Consider the following 17,745-nt stretch of genomic DNA (forward strand, 5'->3'; position numbering starts at 1 on the left):
ACGAACTCGAGGACCGTTCCGTGACCGCAGCGGCCACCCCGGCGACCTCGCCCGCCACAGCGGGCGAGCAGCTCGGCGTACGCCTGGCCCGGTCCCGGCGCAACTCCGAGCTGTCCCTGCTGCTGCTGGCGATGGTGCTGGTGGCGGCGTACGGGGCGACCGTCGAGGCGAACGTGCTCGACACCGTCACCCCCGACTTCTGGATCCCGGCCGCCGCGCTGGCGCTGGTCTTCGTCGGCCTGCACCTGGTGATCCGATGGCTGGCGCCGTTCGCCGACCCGGCCCTGCTGCCCGCGGTGGCCCTGCTCAACGGCATCGGCGTCGGTTTCCTCCGCCGGTACGACCTGGCCCGGGCCACCCCCGCCGAGCGCGAGGACCTGGCGATCTTCGCCGGCACCGGCGGGCGCCAGCTCGCCTGGACGCTCGCCTCGGTGATCCTGGCCGCCGGGCTGCTGGCGCTGATGCGGGACCACCGCTCGGTGTCCCGGTACGCGTACACCCTGGGGCTCGCCGGCATCGTGCTGGTGATGATCCCGGCGGTGCTGCCCGGCCGGTTCTCGGAGATCAACGGTGCGAAGCTGTGGATCCGGGTCGGCGACTTCTCCATTCAGCCCGGTGAGTTCGCCAAGCTGGCCCTGCTGGCCTTCTTCGCCTACTACCTGGTGCGCAAGCGGGAGGTCCTCTCGCTGGCCAGCCGGCGGGTGCTGGGCATCGACTTCCCGCGCGGCCGGGACCTCGGGCCGGTGCTCGGGGTCTGGATGATCAGCCTCCTGGTCCTGATCTTCGAGAAGGACCTGGGCACCTCGCTGCTCTACTTCGGCATGTTCGTGGTGACGCTCTACATCGCCACCGAGCGGGTCAGCTGGCTGCTCATCGGTTTGCTGCTGTTCTTCGGCGGGGCCTACCTGGCATACCTGCTCGGCGCCACCGTCGGCGGCCCGTTCGCCAACTTCTACGACCGGGCGCAGATCTGGCTGGACCCGTTCGCCGAGCCGTACGACCGGGGCTACCAGCTGGTCCAGGGCCTGCTCACGTTGGGCACCGGCGGCCTGTTCGGGGCCGGACCCGGCGGTGGCCAGCCGACCCTGCTGCCCGAGGTGCAGACCGACTTCATCTTCGCCGGCATCGGTGAGGAGATCGGCCTGTTCGGCCTCTCCGCGCTGCTGGTCACCTACCTGCTGATCGTGGAGCGGGGCCTGCGGGCGGGGCTGGAGGTGCGTGACTCCTTCGGCAAGCTGCTCGCCGGCGGCCTGGCCTTCACCCTCGGCCTCCAGGTCTTCGTGATCATCGGTGGGATCAGCAAGCTCATTCCGCTGACCGGCCAGACCACCCCGTTCCTCTCCGCCGGTGGCTCGTCGCTGATGGCCAACTGGCTGCTCATCGCGGTGCTGCTGCGGGTCTCCGACGGTGCGCGCCGGCCGGTGAGCGCGGGTGGTGTGGCGGCCCGGCCGTCCGGCACCCCGCCGGAGCAGTTGCACGGTGCGCCCACGGAGGTGATCCGCCCGTGAACGCGCCACTGCGCCGCGTCGGCGTCGTCGTCATGATCCTGTTCGGGCTGCTCTTCGCCAACCTGAACTGGATCCAGGCCTACAAGGCGGACGAATACCGCAACAGCGACTACAACGGCCGGGTGCAGGTCGCCGAGTACAAGCGCAAGCGCGGCAACATCGAGGCCGGCGGCACCGCGTTCGCGGTCAGCAAGGAGACCGGCGGCCGGCTGCGGTTCCTGCGCACCTACCCGGGCAAGGACAAGTACGCGCACGTGCTGGGCTACAAGCCGGTCAACATCGGTGACACCGGCATCGAGCGCAGCGAGAACGACTTCCTCGCCGGGACCAGCGACCAGTTGATCGCCAACCGGGTGAAGGACATGTTCACCGGCGAGGAGACCGGCGGCGGGAACGTGCTGCTCACCCTCTCCAAGCGCGCGCAGGACGTGGCGTACAACCAGCTGCGCGGCAACGAGGTGGGCGCCAAGCGGGGCGCGGCCATCGCGGTCGACCCGCGTACCGGTGCCGTCCAGTCGCTGGTCTCCATGCCCAGCTTCGACCCGAACCCGCTGGCCAGCCACGACCGCTCGGCAGCCTCGGCGGCGTACAACGAGCTGAAGGACGACCCCCAGCGGCCGCTGGCCAACCGGGCCCTGGCGGAGACCCTGCCGCCCGGCTCGACCTTCAAGGTGGTGGTGGCCGCGGCGGCGCTGGAGAACGGGATCACCAAGGAGACGATGATCCCGGCCGGCTCGCTCTACACCCCGCCGACGTCGGGCAGCCCGATCAAGAACGCCGCCCCGTCGATCTGCCCGGAAAGCCAGGTCACCCTGAAGGAGGCGGTCCAGGAGTCGTGCAACACCGGCTTCGCCAAGCTCGGGGTGAGGCTGGGCGCCGACAAGATCAAGGAGAAGGCCCGGCAGTTCGGCTTCGAGCAGGAGGACCTCACCGTCGGCCAGCTCGGCAAGGGCGGCCACCAGGTGGCGGCGAGCCGGACCGGCACGATCTCCGACAGCAACGGCAACCCGGACCCGGCCGCGCTGGCGCAGTCCTCGATCGGCCAGCGCGACGTGCGGATGACTCCGCTGGAGGGGGCGCTGATCGCGGCGGCGGTCGCCAACGACGGCAAGCAGATGCGGCCGTACCTGGTCAAGCAGTTGCTGGCGCCAGACCGCACCACCAGCTACTACAGCGCCCAGCCGCGCGAGCTGCGCCAGCCGGTCAGCTCCCCGGTCGCCGCCGACCTGCGGGAGATGATGCAGAGCGTGGTCACCGGTGGCACCGGCCGCAAGGCCGCCATCGACGGCTACACCGTCGGCGGCAAGACCGGCACCGCCCAGTCCGGCCCGAACGACCCGGACCACGGCTGGTTCATCGGCTTCGCCCTGGATCGCAACGGCACCCCGGTCTCGGCGGTCTGCGTGATGCTGGAGAACGCCGGCAAGGGCGGCAGCACCGAGGCCGCCCGGATCGGCGGGCAGATCATGAAGGCGGCCATCGCCGACGGTGGGGGCCGCTGATGCTCAGCCCCGGCGTCCTGCTCGGCAACCGCTACCGTCTCGACGAGCGGATCGCCAGCGGCGGCATGGGCGACGTCTGGCGCGCCACCGACCAGGTGCTCGGGCGTACGGTCGCGGTGAAGACGCTGCTGCCGGCCCTGCTGGACGAGCCCGGCTTCGCCGAGCGGTTCCGCGGCGAGGCCCGGACCATGGCCACCGTCAACCACCCCGGTGTGGTGGACATCTACGACTACGGCAGCGACCAGCAGATGGCCTTCCTGGTCATGGAGTACGTGGAGGGTGACGCGCTCTCCTCGACCCTGAGCCGGGTGGGCCGGCTGACCCCGGCCCGGACCATGGCGCTGGTCGCCCAGGCCGCCGACGCGTTGCACGCCGCGCACACCAAGGGCATCGTGCACCGGGACGTGAAGCCGGGAAACCTGTTGGTCCGGCCGAACGGCACGCTGGTGCTGACCGACTTCGGCATCGCCCGCTCCGACCTGGTGGGGCAGTTGACCGCCGCGGGGTCGGTGCTCGGCACCGCCTCGTACATCTCCCCCGAGCAGGCGACGGGGGCGGTGGCGACCCCGGCGTCGGACGTGTACGCCCTGGGCGTGGTCGCCTACCAGTGCCTGGCCGGCCGCCGCCCCTTCGAGGGGGACAACCCGCTCGAAATCGCCATGAAGCACGTGCGGGAAGCTCCCCGGCCGCTGCCCGGCGACATCCCGCCGCAGGTGCGGTCGATCGTGGAGCGGGCGCTGGCCAAGGACCCGACCGGCCGCTGGCCGAGCGCCGCCGCGCTGGGTGGGGTTGCCCGCCAGGCCAAGGCCGCGCTGTCCCAGCAGACCCGCGCCGCCGGGCACGCCCGGCCGGTCTCGGCCGCGCCGTCCTCGCCGGCCGCGCCGCAGGCCCGGGCGCAGGTGCCGCCGCCCCGGCAGCAGCACCGGCCGGCCGCGCCGGTGTCGCCGGCCCAGCCCCGCCCGCCGGCCACCGCCGTACCGCCGGCGCAGCCCCGCCCACCGGTCGTGACGCGGCCCGCCCCACCGCGTCCGCCGGCATCGCAGCCGGCGTACCCGCGGGGTGCGGCGACCGTGCCGCCGCCGGCGCCGGCCCGTCCCGACCGGGCCCTCGGGTACGCCCGGCAGCCCGTCCCGGCCCCGGCCGCGCGCCGGTCCGGCTCGGGACGGGTGGTGCTCGTCATCCTCGTGGCCACGCTGGTCCTACTTTGCTCCGGCGTGGTTTCCTACAAGCTGCGCAACAGTGCGCTGCCCGGCCTGTCCGGTCCACCCGCTGGGTCGACCGTGCTGTCCGGCGCGCGGAACGACGACGGAGCCGACGATCCGTTTCGGACGTCGTACCGTCGGGTGGAACGGACCCGGCCGGGTGGCGGCGAGACGACGAGCGAAGGACGACACACGCGATGACAGCGCAGGCCCGCCTGCTCGGTGGCCGGTACCAGGTCGGCGAGTTGCTCGGCTACGGCGGCATGGCGGAGGTGCACCGGGGTCGTGACCTCCGGCTGGGCCGGGACGTCGCGATCAAGATGCTCCGCGCCGACCTCGCCCGGGACGCCACCTTCCAGATGCGGTTCCGCCGCGAGGCGCAGAACGCCGCGTCGCTGAACCACCCCGCGATCGTCGCCGTGTACGACACCGGCGAGGAGACCGGCCCCACCGGTGAGACGCTGCCGTTCATCGTGATGGAGTTCGTCAACGGGCGGACCCTCAAGGAGGTCCTCGGTGCCGAGGGCCGGCTGCAGCCGCGCCGGGCGCTGGAGATCTGCGCCGACATGTGCGCGGCGCTGGAGTTCAGCCACCGGCACGGCATCATCCACCGGGACATCAAGCCGGGCAACGTGATGCTCACCCAGACCGGCCAGGTCAAGGTGATGGACTTCGGCATCGCCCGGGCGCTGGCCAGCGGTGCCACCACGATGACCCAGACCAGCGCGGTCATCGGCACCGCACAGTATCTTTCGCCCGAGCAGGCCCGCGGCGAGGCGGTCGACGCCCGCTCCGACGTGTACGCGGCCGGCTGCGTGCTGTTCGAGCTGCTCTGCGGGCACCCGCCGTTCGTCGGCGACAGCCCGGTCAGCGTCGCGTACCAGCACGTGCGGGAGGCCCCGCCGACGCCGAGCGACATCAACCCGGACGTCAACCCGGCGGTCGACGCGATCGTGCTGAAGGCGCTGTCGAAGAACGCGCTGAACCGCTACCAGAGCGCCGGCGAGATGCGGGCGGACCTGCTCCGCGCCGCCGCCGGCCGGCCGGTGATGGCCACCCCGGTCATGCCGCACCAGGACGAGACCACCCAACTCGCGCCGGCCGGCGCGGCGGCCGGTTACCCGGCCGGTGCGGCGACCCGGCAGATCCCGGCCCGGGTGGGCGACCCGCGCAAGCGGCAGTCGTCCTCCTGGGTGATCGCGGTCTTCGCCGCGCTGGGCGTGCTCGCGGTGATCGCGCTTGTCGCCGCGCTGCTCTGGCCGAAGGGCGACGACAAGCCCGAGCTGGCCACCGTGCCCAAGGTGGTCGGCAAGCCGCAGGCAGCGGCCGTAGCGGAGATCGAGGCCGTCAAGCTGACCCCGAAGATCAGCGAGGACCCGGTCCGCAACACCCAGTGCCAGAAGGGCGCGGTGGTCAGCCAGGAGCCGACCGGCGGGCAGCTCGAACCCGGCCGGGACGTGACCCTCAAGATCTGCGGCGGCCCGGCCGAGGTCCGCGTCCCGCCGCTCAAGGGCTCCACCTGGGAGAACGCCGAGCAGCAGCTCAAGGCCCTGGGTCTGACGCCGAAGCGGAGGGACGTGAGCAGCGCCGAGCGGGAGGGGCAGGTCGTCGACGTGTCGCCGGAGGCCGGCAGCACGGTGACCGAGGGCCGCGAGGTGACCGTCGAGGTGTCCAAGGGCAACATCGTGAAGGTGCCCGACGTCGTGGGCCTGACCGAGGAGCAGGCGAAGCGCCGGCTGCGCGAGGCCGGCTTCACCAACATCGACGTGGAGCTCGGCAAGAACGTCCCGGCGGACCAGGCCGGCAAGGTGACCGAACAGAGCCCGGACGCGAACGACCGCAAGACGGTGAACACCCGGATCACCATCACGGTGTCCCAGCCGGAGCCGACCACCGAACCCACCGCGACCGACGAGCCCACCGGCACCCCGGATCCGACCCCGACCGAGACGGGCGGTGGCGGCGGCTTCCCGCTGCCGACCACCGCACCGGCCCGGATGCCCGAATAGCGGCGGGTGCGGCCCGCCGCCGGGCGGTGCCCCACCAGGCGCAGGCGGCGTGGCGGCGGACTCAGGTGGGGGCGAAGGCGGACCGCCGGCGGGCATCAACCTCGGCGGCCAGCGCCGGGGCGCGCTCCAGCGCCTCCGGGTGACCGCACGCGGCGAGCCAGTTCGCCAGCATCAGGTGGCCGCCCTCGGTGAGCACCGACTCCGGGTGGAACTGCACGCCCTCGATGGGCAGCGTCCGGTGCCGCATCGCCATCACCACGCCGGAGCCGGTCCAGCCGGTCACCTCGATCTCGTCGGGCAGCGTCTCGGGCAGTACGGCCAGGGAGTGGTACCGGGTGGCGGTGAACGGGTCGGGCAGTCCGGCGAGCACGCCCACCGACTCGTGCCGCACCTCGGAGGTCTTGCCGTGCAGCAGCTCCGGTGCCCGGGTGACGGTCCCCCCGAACGCCTCTCCGATCGCCTGGTGACCGAGGCAGACGCCGAAGATGGGCACGCTGCCGCCGTACTCCCGGATCACGTCGAGGCAGATCCCGGCGCGGTCCGGGCTGCCCGGCCCGGGCGAGAGCAGCACGCCGGCCGCACCGACCCGGCCAACCTCGGCCAGGTCGATCTCGTCGTTGCGGCGGACCTCGCACTCGGCGCCGAGCTGCCCGAGGTACTGCACGATGTTGAAGACGAACGAGTCGTAGTTGTCGATCACCAGGACGCGCATCGACTCACCTGCGGGGAGAGGGGGGCGGGGTGTTGTTCTGGTCGGTGTCGTACGGCAGGTCGTGCCCGTCGTCCGGGTCGCCGGTCTCGGTGGTCACCCCGGAGTCACCACCGCCATCCGGTACGCCCGAGTCCTGGGTGACCTGCACGTCGTCGAACGGCAGCAGGGGCTCCGCCCACGGGAAGACCACGAACCAGAGCAGGGCCAACGCGGCCGCGGCGAGCAGCACCGAGCCGGCCAGCTTGCCGGCGAGCCCGAAGGGCAGTTTGCGCCAGATCCAGCCGTACATGGTCAGCTCCCCAGCTCAGGCGGTCGCCCGGCCGACTTGGGCACGTCGTGGTCCAGCTTCGCGTGGACGATCAGCCGCTGGTAGTTGTCGAACTTCGGGTTGCAGGTGGTCAGGGTGAGCAGCTTCTCCTTGGGCTTGGTGCCGGGTTCCATCGGCACCGGCGCCACCACCGCGACCTGATCCGGCCGGACGATCCTGGTCTTGTAGACCTTGTAGACGTACCAGCTGTCCTTGCTCTCGACGACGATGTCGTCGCCCGGGTTCAGCTCGTCCAGCCGCCAGAAGGTGGCCCGGTTGCGGTGCCCGGCGACCGAGAAGTTGCCCAGTTCGCCCGGCATCGCGCTCTTCGGGTAGTGGCCCGGGGCGTACCGGATGTCCTTCTGCTCGACGCCCTCCACCACCACCCAGTGCTTGTCGAGACTGGGGATGTAGAGCCCGGCGATCGGCTTGCCCTGCACCGCCGGGGCGGGCTTCGGCGTGGGCCCGCGGCTGGGGGCGACGGTCGGGTCGCCGCTCGGCCCCCAGGCCTCGGCGAGTTCGCTGCTCAGATCCTGCTGGTGGGCGTCGACGATGACCGACTTGCCCCAGATCTCGTACCCCGCGAAGAGCAGCACCACCAGGCCGAAGGTGATCAGCAGCTCTCCGGTGACCCGGACCCCGGTCCGCAGCCGGGACGCGAACGACGGGCGGGTCAGCTCCGAGTAGACGCTCTTGTAGCCCTCGCCGGTCTGCTGCGCGCGGAGTTGGACCACCTGCTCGCCGCGCCGGGGGCGGGGCGGCTCGGCGTGCGGGTCGCCGCCGGTCGGGTCGTCCCGGGCCGGCGGGCGGGGCACCGCGCCCATCAGCGCGGTGGAGTCCAGCCCCGGCGTGCCCGCCGGAGGGCGCGCGGTCACCGCCGGGATCACCGCGGTGGCGCCCGGGTCGGCCGGCTCGGGGCGGCCGTCGCTCCACGGAAGCCCGCCCGGCGCGGGTGGGCGGAGGGCGGGGTCGGGGTGGCCGGCGGACGGCGCGCCGGCCGGGGCGCGGCGCGAGTCGATCTTGGGGAGGAAGGCGGTCGGCGCGTCGGCCGGCTCGGCTGGGCCGCCCGGGGAGCCGGCAGCGCGGCCGGGTACGCCGCTCGGGGCGGCGGACGCGGTGCGGTCGGACCAGCCGTCAACGGCGGGTGCGGCCGTCCCGGGCACCGCCGCGGCTGCTGTCCCGTTCGCGGGCCCTCCGTTCGCGGGCGCGGCGGTCGGTTCCGGCGGGCGGTGGGCCGTCCAGGGCTGGCCCCCGGACCGGTCCGGTCGCGGGTCGGTGTGCTCGCGCCCGGTCCCAGGGCGCTGCCAGGCGGCGTGGCGCGAGTCGTCGGCCGGCGAGCCGGCGCGGGGCGGCCCCCCGACGGCCGGTCCGGCATGGGGTGGCCCACCGGTGGCCGGCCCGGCGTGCGGTGGCCCACTGGCGGTCGGCCTGGCGGGGGCGGGCCCGGCGGAAGGCGCGTGCCGTGACGCGTCCGGTGCCGGGGCGGGCCGGTGCTCCGGCTCGCCCGGCCAGGCCGGGGGCGCCGGCGGGCGGCCGGGTGACGGGCCGGCGGCGGGGGTGGGGCCGGGTCGCCCCGGGCGGCGGTCGCCACCCGGGGAGCGGTCCGGTCCGGGCACGGGGGCGGCCGGGCGGGGCGTGAGCTTCCGGTCCGGCCAGGGCAGTTCGACCCGGGGCGGGTCGGCCGGCGGGGCGGGTCGGTCGATCTTGGGGATGAAGGCCGTCGGATCGTCGCTCGGGTCGCGGTGTCGACCGTCGCGCCGCTCGTCCGGGCCCTGGTTCACCGGGGCACCTTGGCCGAGCGGAGCGCGGTGGAGTCCTCGAACGCCGGCACGGTGACCGTGGACACGTCTTCCTTGTAGCCCAGGTGGTAGGCGTCAACCGCGTCCATGAACCAACGGACTCCCTTGGAGCTGGCGAGGGACTGCTGCAGGGCAGCGGGATCGCCGATTGCTACGATCTTGAACGGTGGCGAGTACACCCGGCCGTGCAGCAGCAGGGTGTTACCGACGCAGCGTACCGCGCTGGTGCTGAGCACGCGGACGTTCATGATTGACATGGCCTCCGCGCCACCCGCCCAGAGCGCGTTGACCACCGCCTGGACGTCACCCTGGTGGATGACCAGGTCGTCGTAGCTCACCCCTTTGGGTAGGGGCTGCCCGCCCAGCGGCGGCGCGTCGTTCAGCTCGATCGTGATCCCCGGGCCGGTGAGCGCGGTGAAGCCGGCGGCCTGCTCGCTCGCCTTCGCCCGGTCCTGCTGCGTCCGGATCGGCACGTCGGTGTCCGCCAGGACGGCGGTCTCGCTCTCCACCTCCGCGCGCAGCCGCGCGGCCCGGCGCTCGTTCCCCTCGACCTGGGTGCGTCGCTCCTCGATGAGCTGGTTGAGCTCCGGCCGGCGGTCCTCGCGCAGGGCGGTCCCCCCGGCGGTGGTGGCGGTCGTGGTGAAGAGCAACCCGGCGGCGGCGGCGATCAACGGGACGCCGACGGACCAACCGGGGCGGCGCTGGCGCCTTCGCCGGGGCAGCAGGCCGGCGACCGCCCGTCGGAGGACCTTCTGCCAGGAGGCGGCGCCGGACGTGTACTCCACCGGGGCGTTCCTTCCGCGTCGTCTGATGTCGGTCTGCCACGTCGCGGACCGGTGCGTCGGCCCGCGACAGTTCCGCCCTTTTCGGTCACTCCGTGCACTGGCCTGACCCCATTCGTGGCCTGAGCGGGCCTTCGGGACTACGCTAGCTGTCGAACATTATTGGCCATGGACCGTCGCCCCCGCGCCCGGTTGTCAGGCCGGACGAGGTCGTCACCCCTCTGGAGAGCGTCGTGCCCAAGTCTCAGGTCCGCAAGAAGAAGGTGTACACCCCGCCGACGGACGTTCGTCCCACGGCGACGGCGGCGACGCGCAAGCCTAGCCCGGTCTGGCTGCCCGCCACCGCGGTCGCGCTGATCGTCGCCGGCATCGGCTGGCTGGTGGTGTACTACCTCTCCGAGCAGGAGTACCCGGTGATGTCGTGGGGTTACTGGAACCTCGCGGTCGGGTTCGGAGCGATGGTCGCCTCGCTGATCCTGCTTTCCCGCTGGCGCTGATCCGCTGACCGGCCGCTCCGGCGGCCCTCGCGTCGCGCCGTACCCGTGCCGTCGCGGCCCGGTCCCGACCCGGGGCCGGGCCGCGGGCCGTGCCTCCGCTCGGACCACCCACCCCGGTGCGACGGTGGACGAGGTCACGCCACGCCGCCCCAGCCCGGCGCGCCGGGCCCGGTGCCCCTAAGGTGTGCGCAGGGCGGCGTGGCCGGTGCGAGAAGACTCACGTTACTGCTGGGTAACCTTCCGCGTAGGCTGCACTGACAGGCAGCAGACCGGGAGGCCAACTCGATGGGCAGCGTCCAGATCGTCACCACGATCCTCGCGGCCGCCATCACCGCGGTGGCGGTGGGGCTTGCGGTACGCGCGGTCATGAAGATGACGGCCGTGATCAGGCTCGGGCAGCCGGCGCCGGAGCGGTTCGGCGAGAAAAGCGCCCGGACGAGGACCATGCTGGTGGAGACCGCCGGTCACACCCGCATGCTCAAGTGGAGCCTGGTCGGCGCCGCGCACTGGTTCGTGATGGTCGCGTTCATCGTGCTGTCCCTGCTGGTGCTCGAGGCGTACTTCGAGGTGGTCAGCACCGGCGGCGGGCTGCCGGTGATCGGGCACTGGACGATCTTCGGCCTGGTCACCGAGTGGATCGGCATTCTCGGCTTCGTCGGCATCCTGGTGCTGATGGCGATCCGGCTGCGCAACCGGCCGACCCGGCCCGGTGGCCGCTCCCGGTTCACCGGCTCGACCATGTGGCAGGGCTACTTCGTCGAGTGGGTCGTGCTGCTGGTCCTGATCTTCGGCTTCCTGATCCGTGGCTTCAAGGTCGCCACCGGGCACTTCGAGTACCCGGCCTGGGCCGCCCCGGTCAGCCACGCCGTCGGCAACGCGCTGCCCGCCTGGGAGGCCGGCGTCAGCGTGGCCGCGCTCATCAAGATCGTAATCTCGATGACCTGGCTCATCGTGATCTCGCTGAACGTCACCATGGGCGTCGCCTGGCACCGCTTCCTGGCGTTCCCCAACATCTTCTTCAAGCGGGAGCCGGCGAAGCCGGCCGGCTCCGGCCTCGGCCCGCTGCGCCCGATGACGAGCCAGGGCAAGCCGCTCGACTTCGAGGAGGCCGACCCGGAAAAGGACCAGTTCGGGGTCGCCCAGGTGGAGCAGTTCACCTGGAAGGGCCTGCTGGACTTCAGCACCTGCACCGAGTGCGGTCGCTGCCAGTCGCAGTGCCCGGCCTGGAACACCGGCAAGCCGCTGTCGCCGAAGCTGCTGGTGCTGAGCCTGCGCGACCACGCGTACGCCAAGGCGCCCTACCTGCTGGCCGGCGGCGGCAAGGACCTGACCGGCGAGGAGAAGGCCACCCAGGAGCAGTTGGCCGGCGTGGACGTGCTGGCCATGGCCGAGGCCGAGAAGCCGCTGATCGGCACCGCCGAGGAAGGCGGCGTGATCGACCCGGACGTGCTCTGGTCCTGCACCACCTGCGGCGCCTGCGTCGAGCAGTGCCCGGTGGACATCGAGCACGTGGACCACATCGTCGACATGCGCCGCTACCAGGTGCTGATCGAGTCGAGCTTCCCGTCCGAGGCCGGCGTGATGCTGCGCAACCTGGAAAACAAGGGCAACCCGTGGGGCGCCCCGCCGAACACCCGCGAGGACTGGACCAAGGGCCTGGAATTCGAGGTGCCGCGGGTCGGCGAGGTGGACGACTTCGAGTACCTGTTCTGGGTCGGTTGCGCCGGCGCCTTCGAGGACCGGGCCAAGAAGACCACCCGCGCGGTAGCCACCCTGCTGCACGAGGCCGGCGTGAAGTTCGCCATCCTCGGCGAGGGCGAGACCTGCTCCGGTGACCCGGCCCGGCGGATCGGCAACGAGTTCGTCTTCCAGATGCTCGCCCAGCAGAACGTGGAGACCCTCAACGAGGCGTTCGAGGGCCGGGAGAAGGCCAAGCGCAAGATCGTGGCCACCTGCCCGCACTGCTTCAACACGCTGGGCAACGAGTACGGCCAGCTCGGCGGCGAGTTCGAGGTGGTGCACCACACCCAGCTCCTGGCACACCTGGTCAGCACCGGCAAGCTCACCCCGGTGCAGCCGGTCGACGGTGGCGTCACCTACCACGACCCCTGCTACCTGGGCCGGCACAACCGGGTCTTTGCCCCGCCGCGCGAGGTGCTGGGCAGCGCCATCGGAGGCGGAGCCGGAGATGGCCGGGGTGGCGCAGCCATCGGTTCCGGCGCAGGCCGCGACAGCGGCCTCATCGAGATGCCGCGCAACAGCGAGCGCTCCTTCTGCTGCGGCGCCGGCGGTGCCCGGATGTGGATGGAGGAGAAGATCGGCAAGCGGATCAACGTGGACCGGGTCGAGGAGGCCATGGCCACCGGGGCGAAGACGGTCGCCGTCGGCTGCCCGTTCTGCTCGACGATGCTGAACGACGGGGTCAACGGCAAGGGCGCCGGTGAGCAGGTCGAGGTCGTCGACGTGGCGAGCGTGCTGCTCCGCTCGGTCCGACCCGCGGGGGCCCCGGGCGACGAGAAGGAGAGCGAGCCGGTCGCCGGCTGAGGCCGTACCCCCGAGACAGCGCAACCGACGACGGCGGCGGCACCCGGCAGGTGCCGCCGCCGTCCTCGCGTCGGGTCATCCAGCAGGAACAGTTCCCCGGCGAGGGGTTTGGCGTCCCATCGGCCCACGGCAGTCCGAGCAAGTATTCATTTCCATCGCTGGCCAATAAATGAATACCGTTTGTGTGCAAGTCGTTGCGTAACGCTGACACCGTAATATCTCGTCTTGATTCCGACCGTCCCCTTCCCTAATGTTGGGCACCGACCGCTGCGGTAGTCGGCCTCGATCCCCACCCGCGCGAGGCGCCCGGCGGAGTTCGTCAAAAGGAGTCGGTGCCGGTGGCGACCATGCCCCCTCATCGTCACGCGCCCGTCCGCCCCGGCGGTCCCGGTCGCGCGCGACGTGTCACACACCGTCTATTCGTGCTGCTCGCGGCGGTGCTGGTCGGCGCCGGGGCGCTGACCGCGCCCGCATACGCCGAGCCCTCGGTGGACGAGATCGAGGCCGCGATCGACAAGCAGTGGGAGCAGCTCGAACCGACCATCGAGAAGTACAACGAGGTTCGGTCCAAGCTGCGGGTCAACCGCAAGAAGTCGGCGGACCTGGCGAAGAAGATCCAGCCGCTGGCGCTGGAATCCGAGCTGGCGATGGGTCGGGTCGGCCAGCTGGCCTCCCGGCACTACATGTCCGGCCCGGCGACGGACATCGGCGCCCTGCTGGTGGACACCCGGCCTGGTCAGCTCGCCGAGCAGCTCACCATGCTCGACCGGCTCGCCGCCCACGAGCGCAAGCAGATCGAGGGCGTGCTCGCCGTCCGCGACAAGTACAACGCGCAGAAGCAGAAGCTGGACACGCTGATCGCGTCGCAGGTCGAGCAGGAGGCCGAGCTGGCCGCCCGCAAGAAGAAGATCGACGCCGAGATCAAGCGGCTCAAGGCGTCGATGCCGAAGACCACGGTCAGCGTCTCGGGCTGCCCCACCATCAACGGGGTGGTCTCCGCGGCGGCCCGCACCGCGATCCGAGTGGCCTGCCAACAGGTCGGCGACCCGTACGTCTGGGGGGCCACCGGCCCGAACTCCTTCGACTGCTCGGGCCTGACCCAGTACGCGTACAAGGCGGCGGGCATCCGCCTGACCCACTTCACCGGGGCGCAGTGGAACGAGGGCCGTTCGGTGTCCCGCTCCGAGGCCCGCCCGGGCGATCTGGTCTTCTTCTACAGTGACCTGCACCACGTCGGGCTCTATCTGGGCAACGGCACCATGGTGCACGCGCCACGCACCGGGAAACCGGTCCAGGTCAGCAGCATCAACAACCAGCCGATCGCCGGCTTCCGCCGGGTCACCTGAGTAGTCCGCGACATCCGAAGGGCCCCGACGCGTTGTCGGGGCCCTTCGTCGTTGCCGCGTTCTACTGCGGCGCGCCGACCGCGGCCGGCAGGATCTGCACGTCGGCCAGGTCGGCGTACATCACCCGGTGGCCGAACTGGAGCTGGACGTACCGGTTGGCGCCCCGGACCACGGTCCGGTCGCCGGGTGCCGAGCCGTCGAACGAGACCGCCCGGTAGTACTCGCCCGGCAGCACCCCGCCGAGCGCGTACCGCTGGCCGGCCGCGAACGTGTACTGCAACGGCGTGACGGCCTGGTACGGGATGGTGGCGGGGTACGCCGCCCGCTCCGGGTAGGCCCGCCCGTACACCGGGATGGTGGCCTTCCCCGGCCGGGGGGTGACCACGAAGCCGTTCGCCCACTTCGCCGTCGGCGCCGAGGCCGGGTTGTGGAACCAGGCCTGCTGGCCGAGATACCAGATCGCCGTCCAGTCACCCTGGATCCCCGCGAGGGCGTACGTCTGGCCGGCCGAGGCGCGGGCGCCGTGGTCGGAGACGTACATGGTGTTCGGGGTGCCGTCCGGGCGCAGCCCGAGGTCGTTGACCAGCGGCGCGTCCGCCCTCGGCGCGGTGCGCAGGAGGACCGAGGAGGAGCCGCGCAGCGGGCACGGCTCGGCCGGCGGCGGCGGATCCGGGACGCCCGGGGGCTGCTGGTTGCAGCCGGTGAACGCCGGCCGGTTGGTGGCGTGGTCCGGGTCGATGGTGACCAGGCCGGTGCGCGGTGTGCCGGTGCCCTGGAACGGCGCCTTCATCAGGTCGAAGTAGTGCGACCAGTCCCAGTACGGGCCCGGGTCCCAGTGCATGTCGGCGACGTTGCCGGGAAGGATGCCGGGGACGTTGTCGTGGCCGAGGATGTGCTGGCGGTCCAGCGGGATCTGGAACCGCAGCGCCAGGTGCCGGACTAGCTTGGCCGAGCTCCGGTACATCGCCTCGGTGTACCAGGTGCCGTGGCCGGCGAAGCCCTCGTGCTCGATGCCGATGGACTTGGCGTTGACGTACCAGTTGCCGGCCTGCCAGCCGACGTCCTTGGCCTTGATGTGCTGGGCGACGTAGCCGTCCACCGAGCGCAGCGTGTAGTGCCAGCCCAGGTAGTCGGCCCGCTTGACCAGCCCGACGCTGGGACCGAAGTAGCCCTCGGTGTCGTGGATGATGATGTATTCGATCTTCTGCTGGGCCGGCCGGTTGCCGAGGTCGTGGTTGCCGTAGTCGATGTTGCCGTTCTTGTCGACGTACTCGGCGTACGGGGCGGGGATCCACTCGCAGGCGAGCCGGACCGGGCACTCCAGCCCGTCCGGCCGCTCGGCGCGGCGCAGGCCGAGCCGGTGCAGCCCGGACTGGTCCGGCGCCACCGCCGTGGCGGCGAGGGTCACCCGCTGGCCGTCGTCGGTGGTCCGGCTGGCACCCTGACCTAGCTGGTCGTACACCTCGTCGGCGAAGGCCGCCGCCGCGTCCTCGGTGTCCGCGCCGGAGTACCGGGCCACCGCGCCGTACCAGGCCGCCGGGTCGCTGCCGGCCCCGACCGGCCCGCCCAGTTCCTGCTGGTACGAGGCGAGCAGCGCCGCGCCGCCCCGGATGTTCGCGGCGGCATCGGTCCGCAGCGTCTGCACCGGGATGCCGGTGAGCGTGGCGGCGGCGTCGACGGTCTGCAGGGCGGCCCGGGGCAGCACGTCGCCGGCGGGTGCGGCGGCGACGGCCGGATCCAGGGTGAGCGGGCGGGACTCGTCGCCACGCGGGTCCTCGTCGGAGTCGACGTGCGCGCTGGACGGGGTCGAGGCGACCTGCTCGGCGTCGGTCAGGTGCATCGGCCCGTAGCCGCCGCTGGTGCTGGGCATGCCCGCGTTGGTGTCCCAGCGGGACTCCAGGTAGGAGACGCCGAGCAGGACGCTGCGCGGCACGCCGTACTCGTCGGCCGCGGCGGCGTACTGCTGCTGCCGGTCGGCGGGGTCGGCGCGGGACGGCTCGGCGGCGACCGGGCCGGTGGTGGCGAACGCGGTGGCCGTCGCGACGGCGGCGGCCAGCAGTATCCGTCTGCCCGACGGCGGGGGTGTGCGGTGCATCGAACCTCCAGACAGGGATGGGGGTCACTGCGTTTCCACCCTCACTCCCGGCGCGGCCTGCGGTCAATAGCTTTCCGCAAGGTATTCGGATACGAAAAAAACCTTCACCGTCCCACGGTCGCGGTGGCCGATTCGGGTACGGAGTGTCACGGCCGGGTGAGTTGCGTCGCGGTGACGGCGATCCCTACTCTGGTGAATCGTCGACCGGTAGGTGCACCACCCAACCCGGGAGGTGACGGTCGGACACCGCCGAGTCGCCTCCGGGCGAGCCGGGGACCCAGGTACGCCGGGGTGAATCCGCAGCCACTGCGGTAGGGCGACCCCTTCCCGCCCGAACCCGTCAGCTAACCCGGTAGGCGGTCGACGTGAAGGAGTACGGAGCCCCGGTGGCACGCCATGCCCCGCGGCCGCTGTCGGTCCGGCCGGTTCCCGGCCAGCCGACGGGCGCGCCGCGTACACACTGGTCCCGCTTCACCACCGCAGTCGCCGCCCTGGTCGGCGTCGCCGCAGTCCTGACCGGTGGCGCCACGGCGGCCCACGCCGAGCCCTCCGTGACCGAGATCGAAGGCCGGATCGACCGGGACTGGAACCGGCTCGAACCGATCATCGAACAGCACAACGCCACCCGCGTCGGCCTGGCCGGCAAGCGCCGTCAGGCGCAGGCGCTCGGCAAGCGGATCGAACCCCTCCAGCTCCAGGTCGATCTGGCGATGGACCAGGTCAGCGGGCTGGCCGCCGAGGCGTACAAGGGCGACAACGTCGCCACCGTCAACGCGCTGCTGGGCAGCCGATCACCGAGCGAACTGGTCGACGGCCTGGAACTGCTCGACCGGTTCGCCGACCGGCAGCAGCGGCAGATCCGCGGCGTGGCGGAGCTGCGGGACAGGCTGGCCGCGCAGAAACGGTCGCTGGACGAGCTGATCGTCCAGCTGAGCCGCACCGAAGCCCAGCTCGCCGCGAAGAAGCGGCAGATCAACGCCGAGATCGACCGGCTGCAGAAGCTGCGCCTGCAGGTGTACGGCAACGGCGGCGGCGGCCCGCTGCGTCCCGCCCCCTGCCCGGCCGCCTGGCCCGGCGGCGACGCCGGCGCCGTGGTGAAGTTCGCCTGCGCGCAGATCGGCAAGCCGTACGTCTGGGGCGCCGAGGGGCCCAACTCGTACGACTGCTCGGGGCTGATGCTCGCCGCGTGGGCGAAGGCCGGCGTGTCCCTGCCGCACAACGCCCGCCAGCAGCGCCGGGTCACCGCCCGGGTCAGTCGCGCCGACCTGCGCCCCGGTGACCTGGTCTTCTACTACGCCGACCTGCACCACGTGGGAATGTACGTCGGCGGCGGCTGGGTGGTGCACGCCTCCCAGGCCGGCATGCCGATCAAGATGAAGCGCGTCGACGACGGCCCCGTCAACAGCTTCGGCCGGGTGTAAGGCGGGGCCCCTGCTTAACGC

At 72.2% G+C, this 17,745-nt stretch carries 13 protein-coding genes and 1 riboswitch; of the genes, 8 read left to right on the forward strand and 5 right to left on the reverse strand.

All coding sequences use genetic code 11. The features are described 5' to 3' along the window. Positions 1–20: 20 nt before the first annotated feature. The 4 genes from AB0H57_RS10300 to pknB are packed head-to-tail and all read left to right on the forward strand — an operon-like array spanning position 21 to position 6,221. Positions 21–1,508: an FtsW/RodA/SpoVE family cell cycle protein gene (locus tag AB0H57_RS10300; RefSeq protein ID WP_357504741.1), complete on the forward strand. Its 1,488-nt coding sequence runs from the start codon at positions 21–23 to the stop codon at positions 1,506–1,508. Beyond that, on the forward strand, positions 1,505–3,010 hold the full coding sequence (locus tag AB0H57_RS10305; protein ID WP_357504743.1) for a penicillin-binding protein 2: 1,506 nt from the start codon (positions 1,505–1,507) through the stop codon (positions 3,008–3,010). Before AB0H57_RS10300 ends, AB0H57_RS10305 begins: the two co-directional genes overlap by 4 nt. Further along, complete coding sequence (locus AB0H57_RS10310) at positions 3,010–4,413, forward strand: protein kinase (RefSeq protein WP_357504745.1); 1,404 nt, start codon at positions 3,010–3,012, stop codon at positions 4,411–4,413. The genes AB0H57_RS10305 and AB0H57_RS10310 overlap by 1 nt, the downstream gene beginning before the upstream one ends. Continuing rightward, positions 4,410–6,221: a Stk1 family PASTA domain-containing Ser/Thr kinase gene (gene pknB, locus AB0H57_RS10315; protein WP_357504747.1), complete on the forward strand. Its 1,812-nt coding sequence runs from the start codon at positions 4,410–4,412 to the stop codon at positions 6,219–6,221. The genes AB0H57_RS10310 and pknB overlap by 4 nt, the downstream gene beginning before the upstream one ends. 61 nt (positions 6,222–6,282) lie before the next feature. Here the strand turns inward: pknB and AB0H57_RS10320 are convergent, their stop codons facing one another. The 4 genes from AB0H57_RS10320 to AB0H57_RS10335 all read right to left on the reverse strand — a co-directional run bounded on the left by AB0H57_RS10320 (position 6,283) and on the right by AB0H57_RS10335 (position 9,824). Then, a complete protein-coding gene (locus AB0H57_RS10320) occupies positions 6,283–6,933 on the reverse strand; it encodes an aminodeoxychorismate/anthranilate synthase component II (RefSeq protein WP_357504748.1) in 651 nt (216 codons plus the stop codon). A gap of 4 nt (positions 6,934–6,937) precedes the next feature. Next, the gene (locus AB0H57_RS10325) at positions 6,938–7,222 is read right to left on the reverse strand and encodes a hypothetical protein (RefSeq protein WP_357504750.1); all 285 of its coding nucleotides are present in this window, start codon (positions 7,220–7,222) and stop codon (positions 6,938–6,940) included. Positions 7,223–7,224: 2 nt separating this feature from the next. Continuing rightward, entirely contained in the window at positions 7,225–8,403 is a 1,179-nt protein-coding gene (locus AB0H57_RS10330) for a class E sortase (RefSeq protein ID WP_357504752.1), read from the reverse strand. Positions 8,404–9,017: 614 nt separating this feature from the next. Next, the gene (locus AB0H57_RS10335) at positions 9,018–9,824 is read right to left on the reverse strand and encodes a DUF881 domain-containing protein (RefSeq protein ID WP_357504754.1); all 807 of its coding nucleotides are present in this window, start codon (positions 9,822–9,824) and stop codon (positions 9,018–9,020) included. 230 nt (positions 9,825–10,054) lie between these two features. On the opposite strand from AB0H57_RS10335, the gene AB0H57_RS10340 reads away from it, so the two are divergent. The 3 genes from AB0H57_RS10340 to AB0H57_RS10350 all read left to right on the forward strand — a co-directional run bounded on the left by AB0H57_RS10340 (position 10,055) and on the right by AB0H57_RS10350 (position 14,208). Then, positions 10,055–10,318: a cell division protein CrgA gene (locus AB0H57_RS10340; protein WP_357504756.1), complete on the forward strand. Its 264-nt coding sequence runs from the start codon at positions 10,055–10,057 to the stop codon at positions 10,316–10,318. 285 nt (positions 10,319–10,603) lie between these two features. Next, positions 10,604–12,862 (forward strand): (Fe-S)-binding protein, encoded by a 2,259-nt coding sequence (locus AB0H57_RS10345; protein WP_357504758.1) that lies wholly within the window; start codon positions 10,604–10,606, stop codon positions 12,860–12,862. A 332-nt stretch (positions 12,863–13,194) separates the two neighbouring features. After that, positions 13,195–14,208, forward strand: coding sequence for an NlpC/P60 family protein (locus tag AB0H57_RS10350; protein ID WP_357504760.1), 1,014 nt, complete (start codon positions 13,195–13,197; stop codon positions 14,206–14,208). A gap of 61 nt (positions 14,209–14,269) precedes the next feature. On the opposite strand, the gene AB0H57_RS10355 is transcribed toward AB0H57_RS10350, so the two are convergent. Further along, positions 14,270–16,303, reverse strand: coding sequence for an N-acetylmuramoyl-L-alanine amidase (locus tag AB0H57_RS10355; RefSeq protein WP_357504762.1), 2,034 nt, complete (start codon positions 16,301–16,303; stop codon positions 14,270–14,272). A 237-nt stretch (positions 16,304–16,540) separates the two neighbouring features. Next, positions 16,541–16,678, forward strand: a riboswitch (cyclic di-AMP (ydaO/yuaA leader). 11 nt (positions 16,679–16,689) lie between these two features. Between AB0H57_RS10355 and AB0H57_RS10360 the strand changes: the two genes are divergently transcribed. Continuing rightward, positions 16,690–17,724 carry an NlpC/P60 family protein gene (locus AB0H57_RS10360; RefSeq protein ID WP_357504764.1) on the forward strand — a complete coding sequence of 345 codons (1,035 nt, stop codon included), beginning with the start codon at positions 16,690–16,692 and terminating at the stop codon, positions 17,722–17,724. Positions 17,725–17,745: the final 21 nt, after the last annotated feature.

The organism is Micromonospora sp. NPDC050686, from assembly GCF_040654475.1.
GTDB lineage: Bacteria > Actinomycetota > Actinomycetes > Mycobacteriales > Micromonosporaceae > Micromonospora.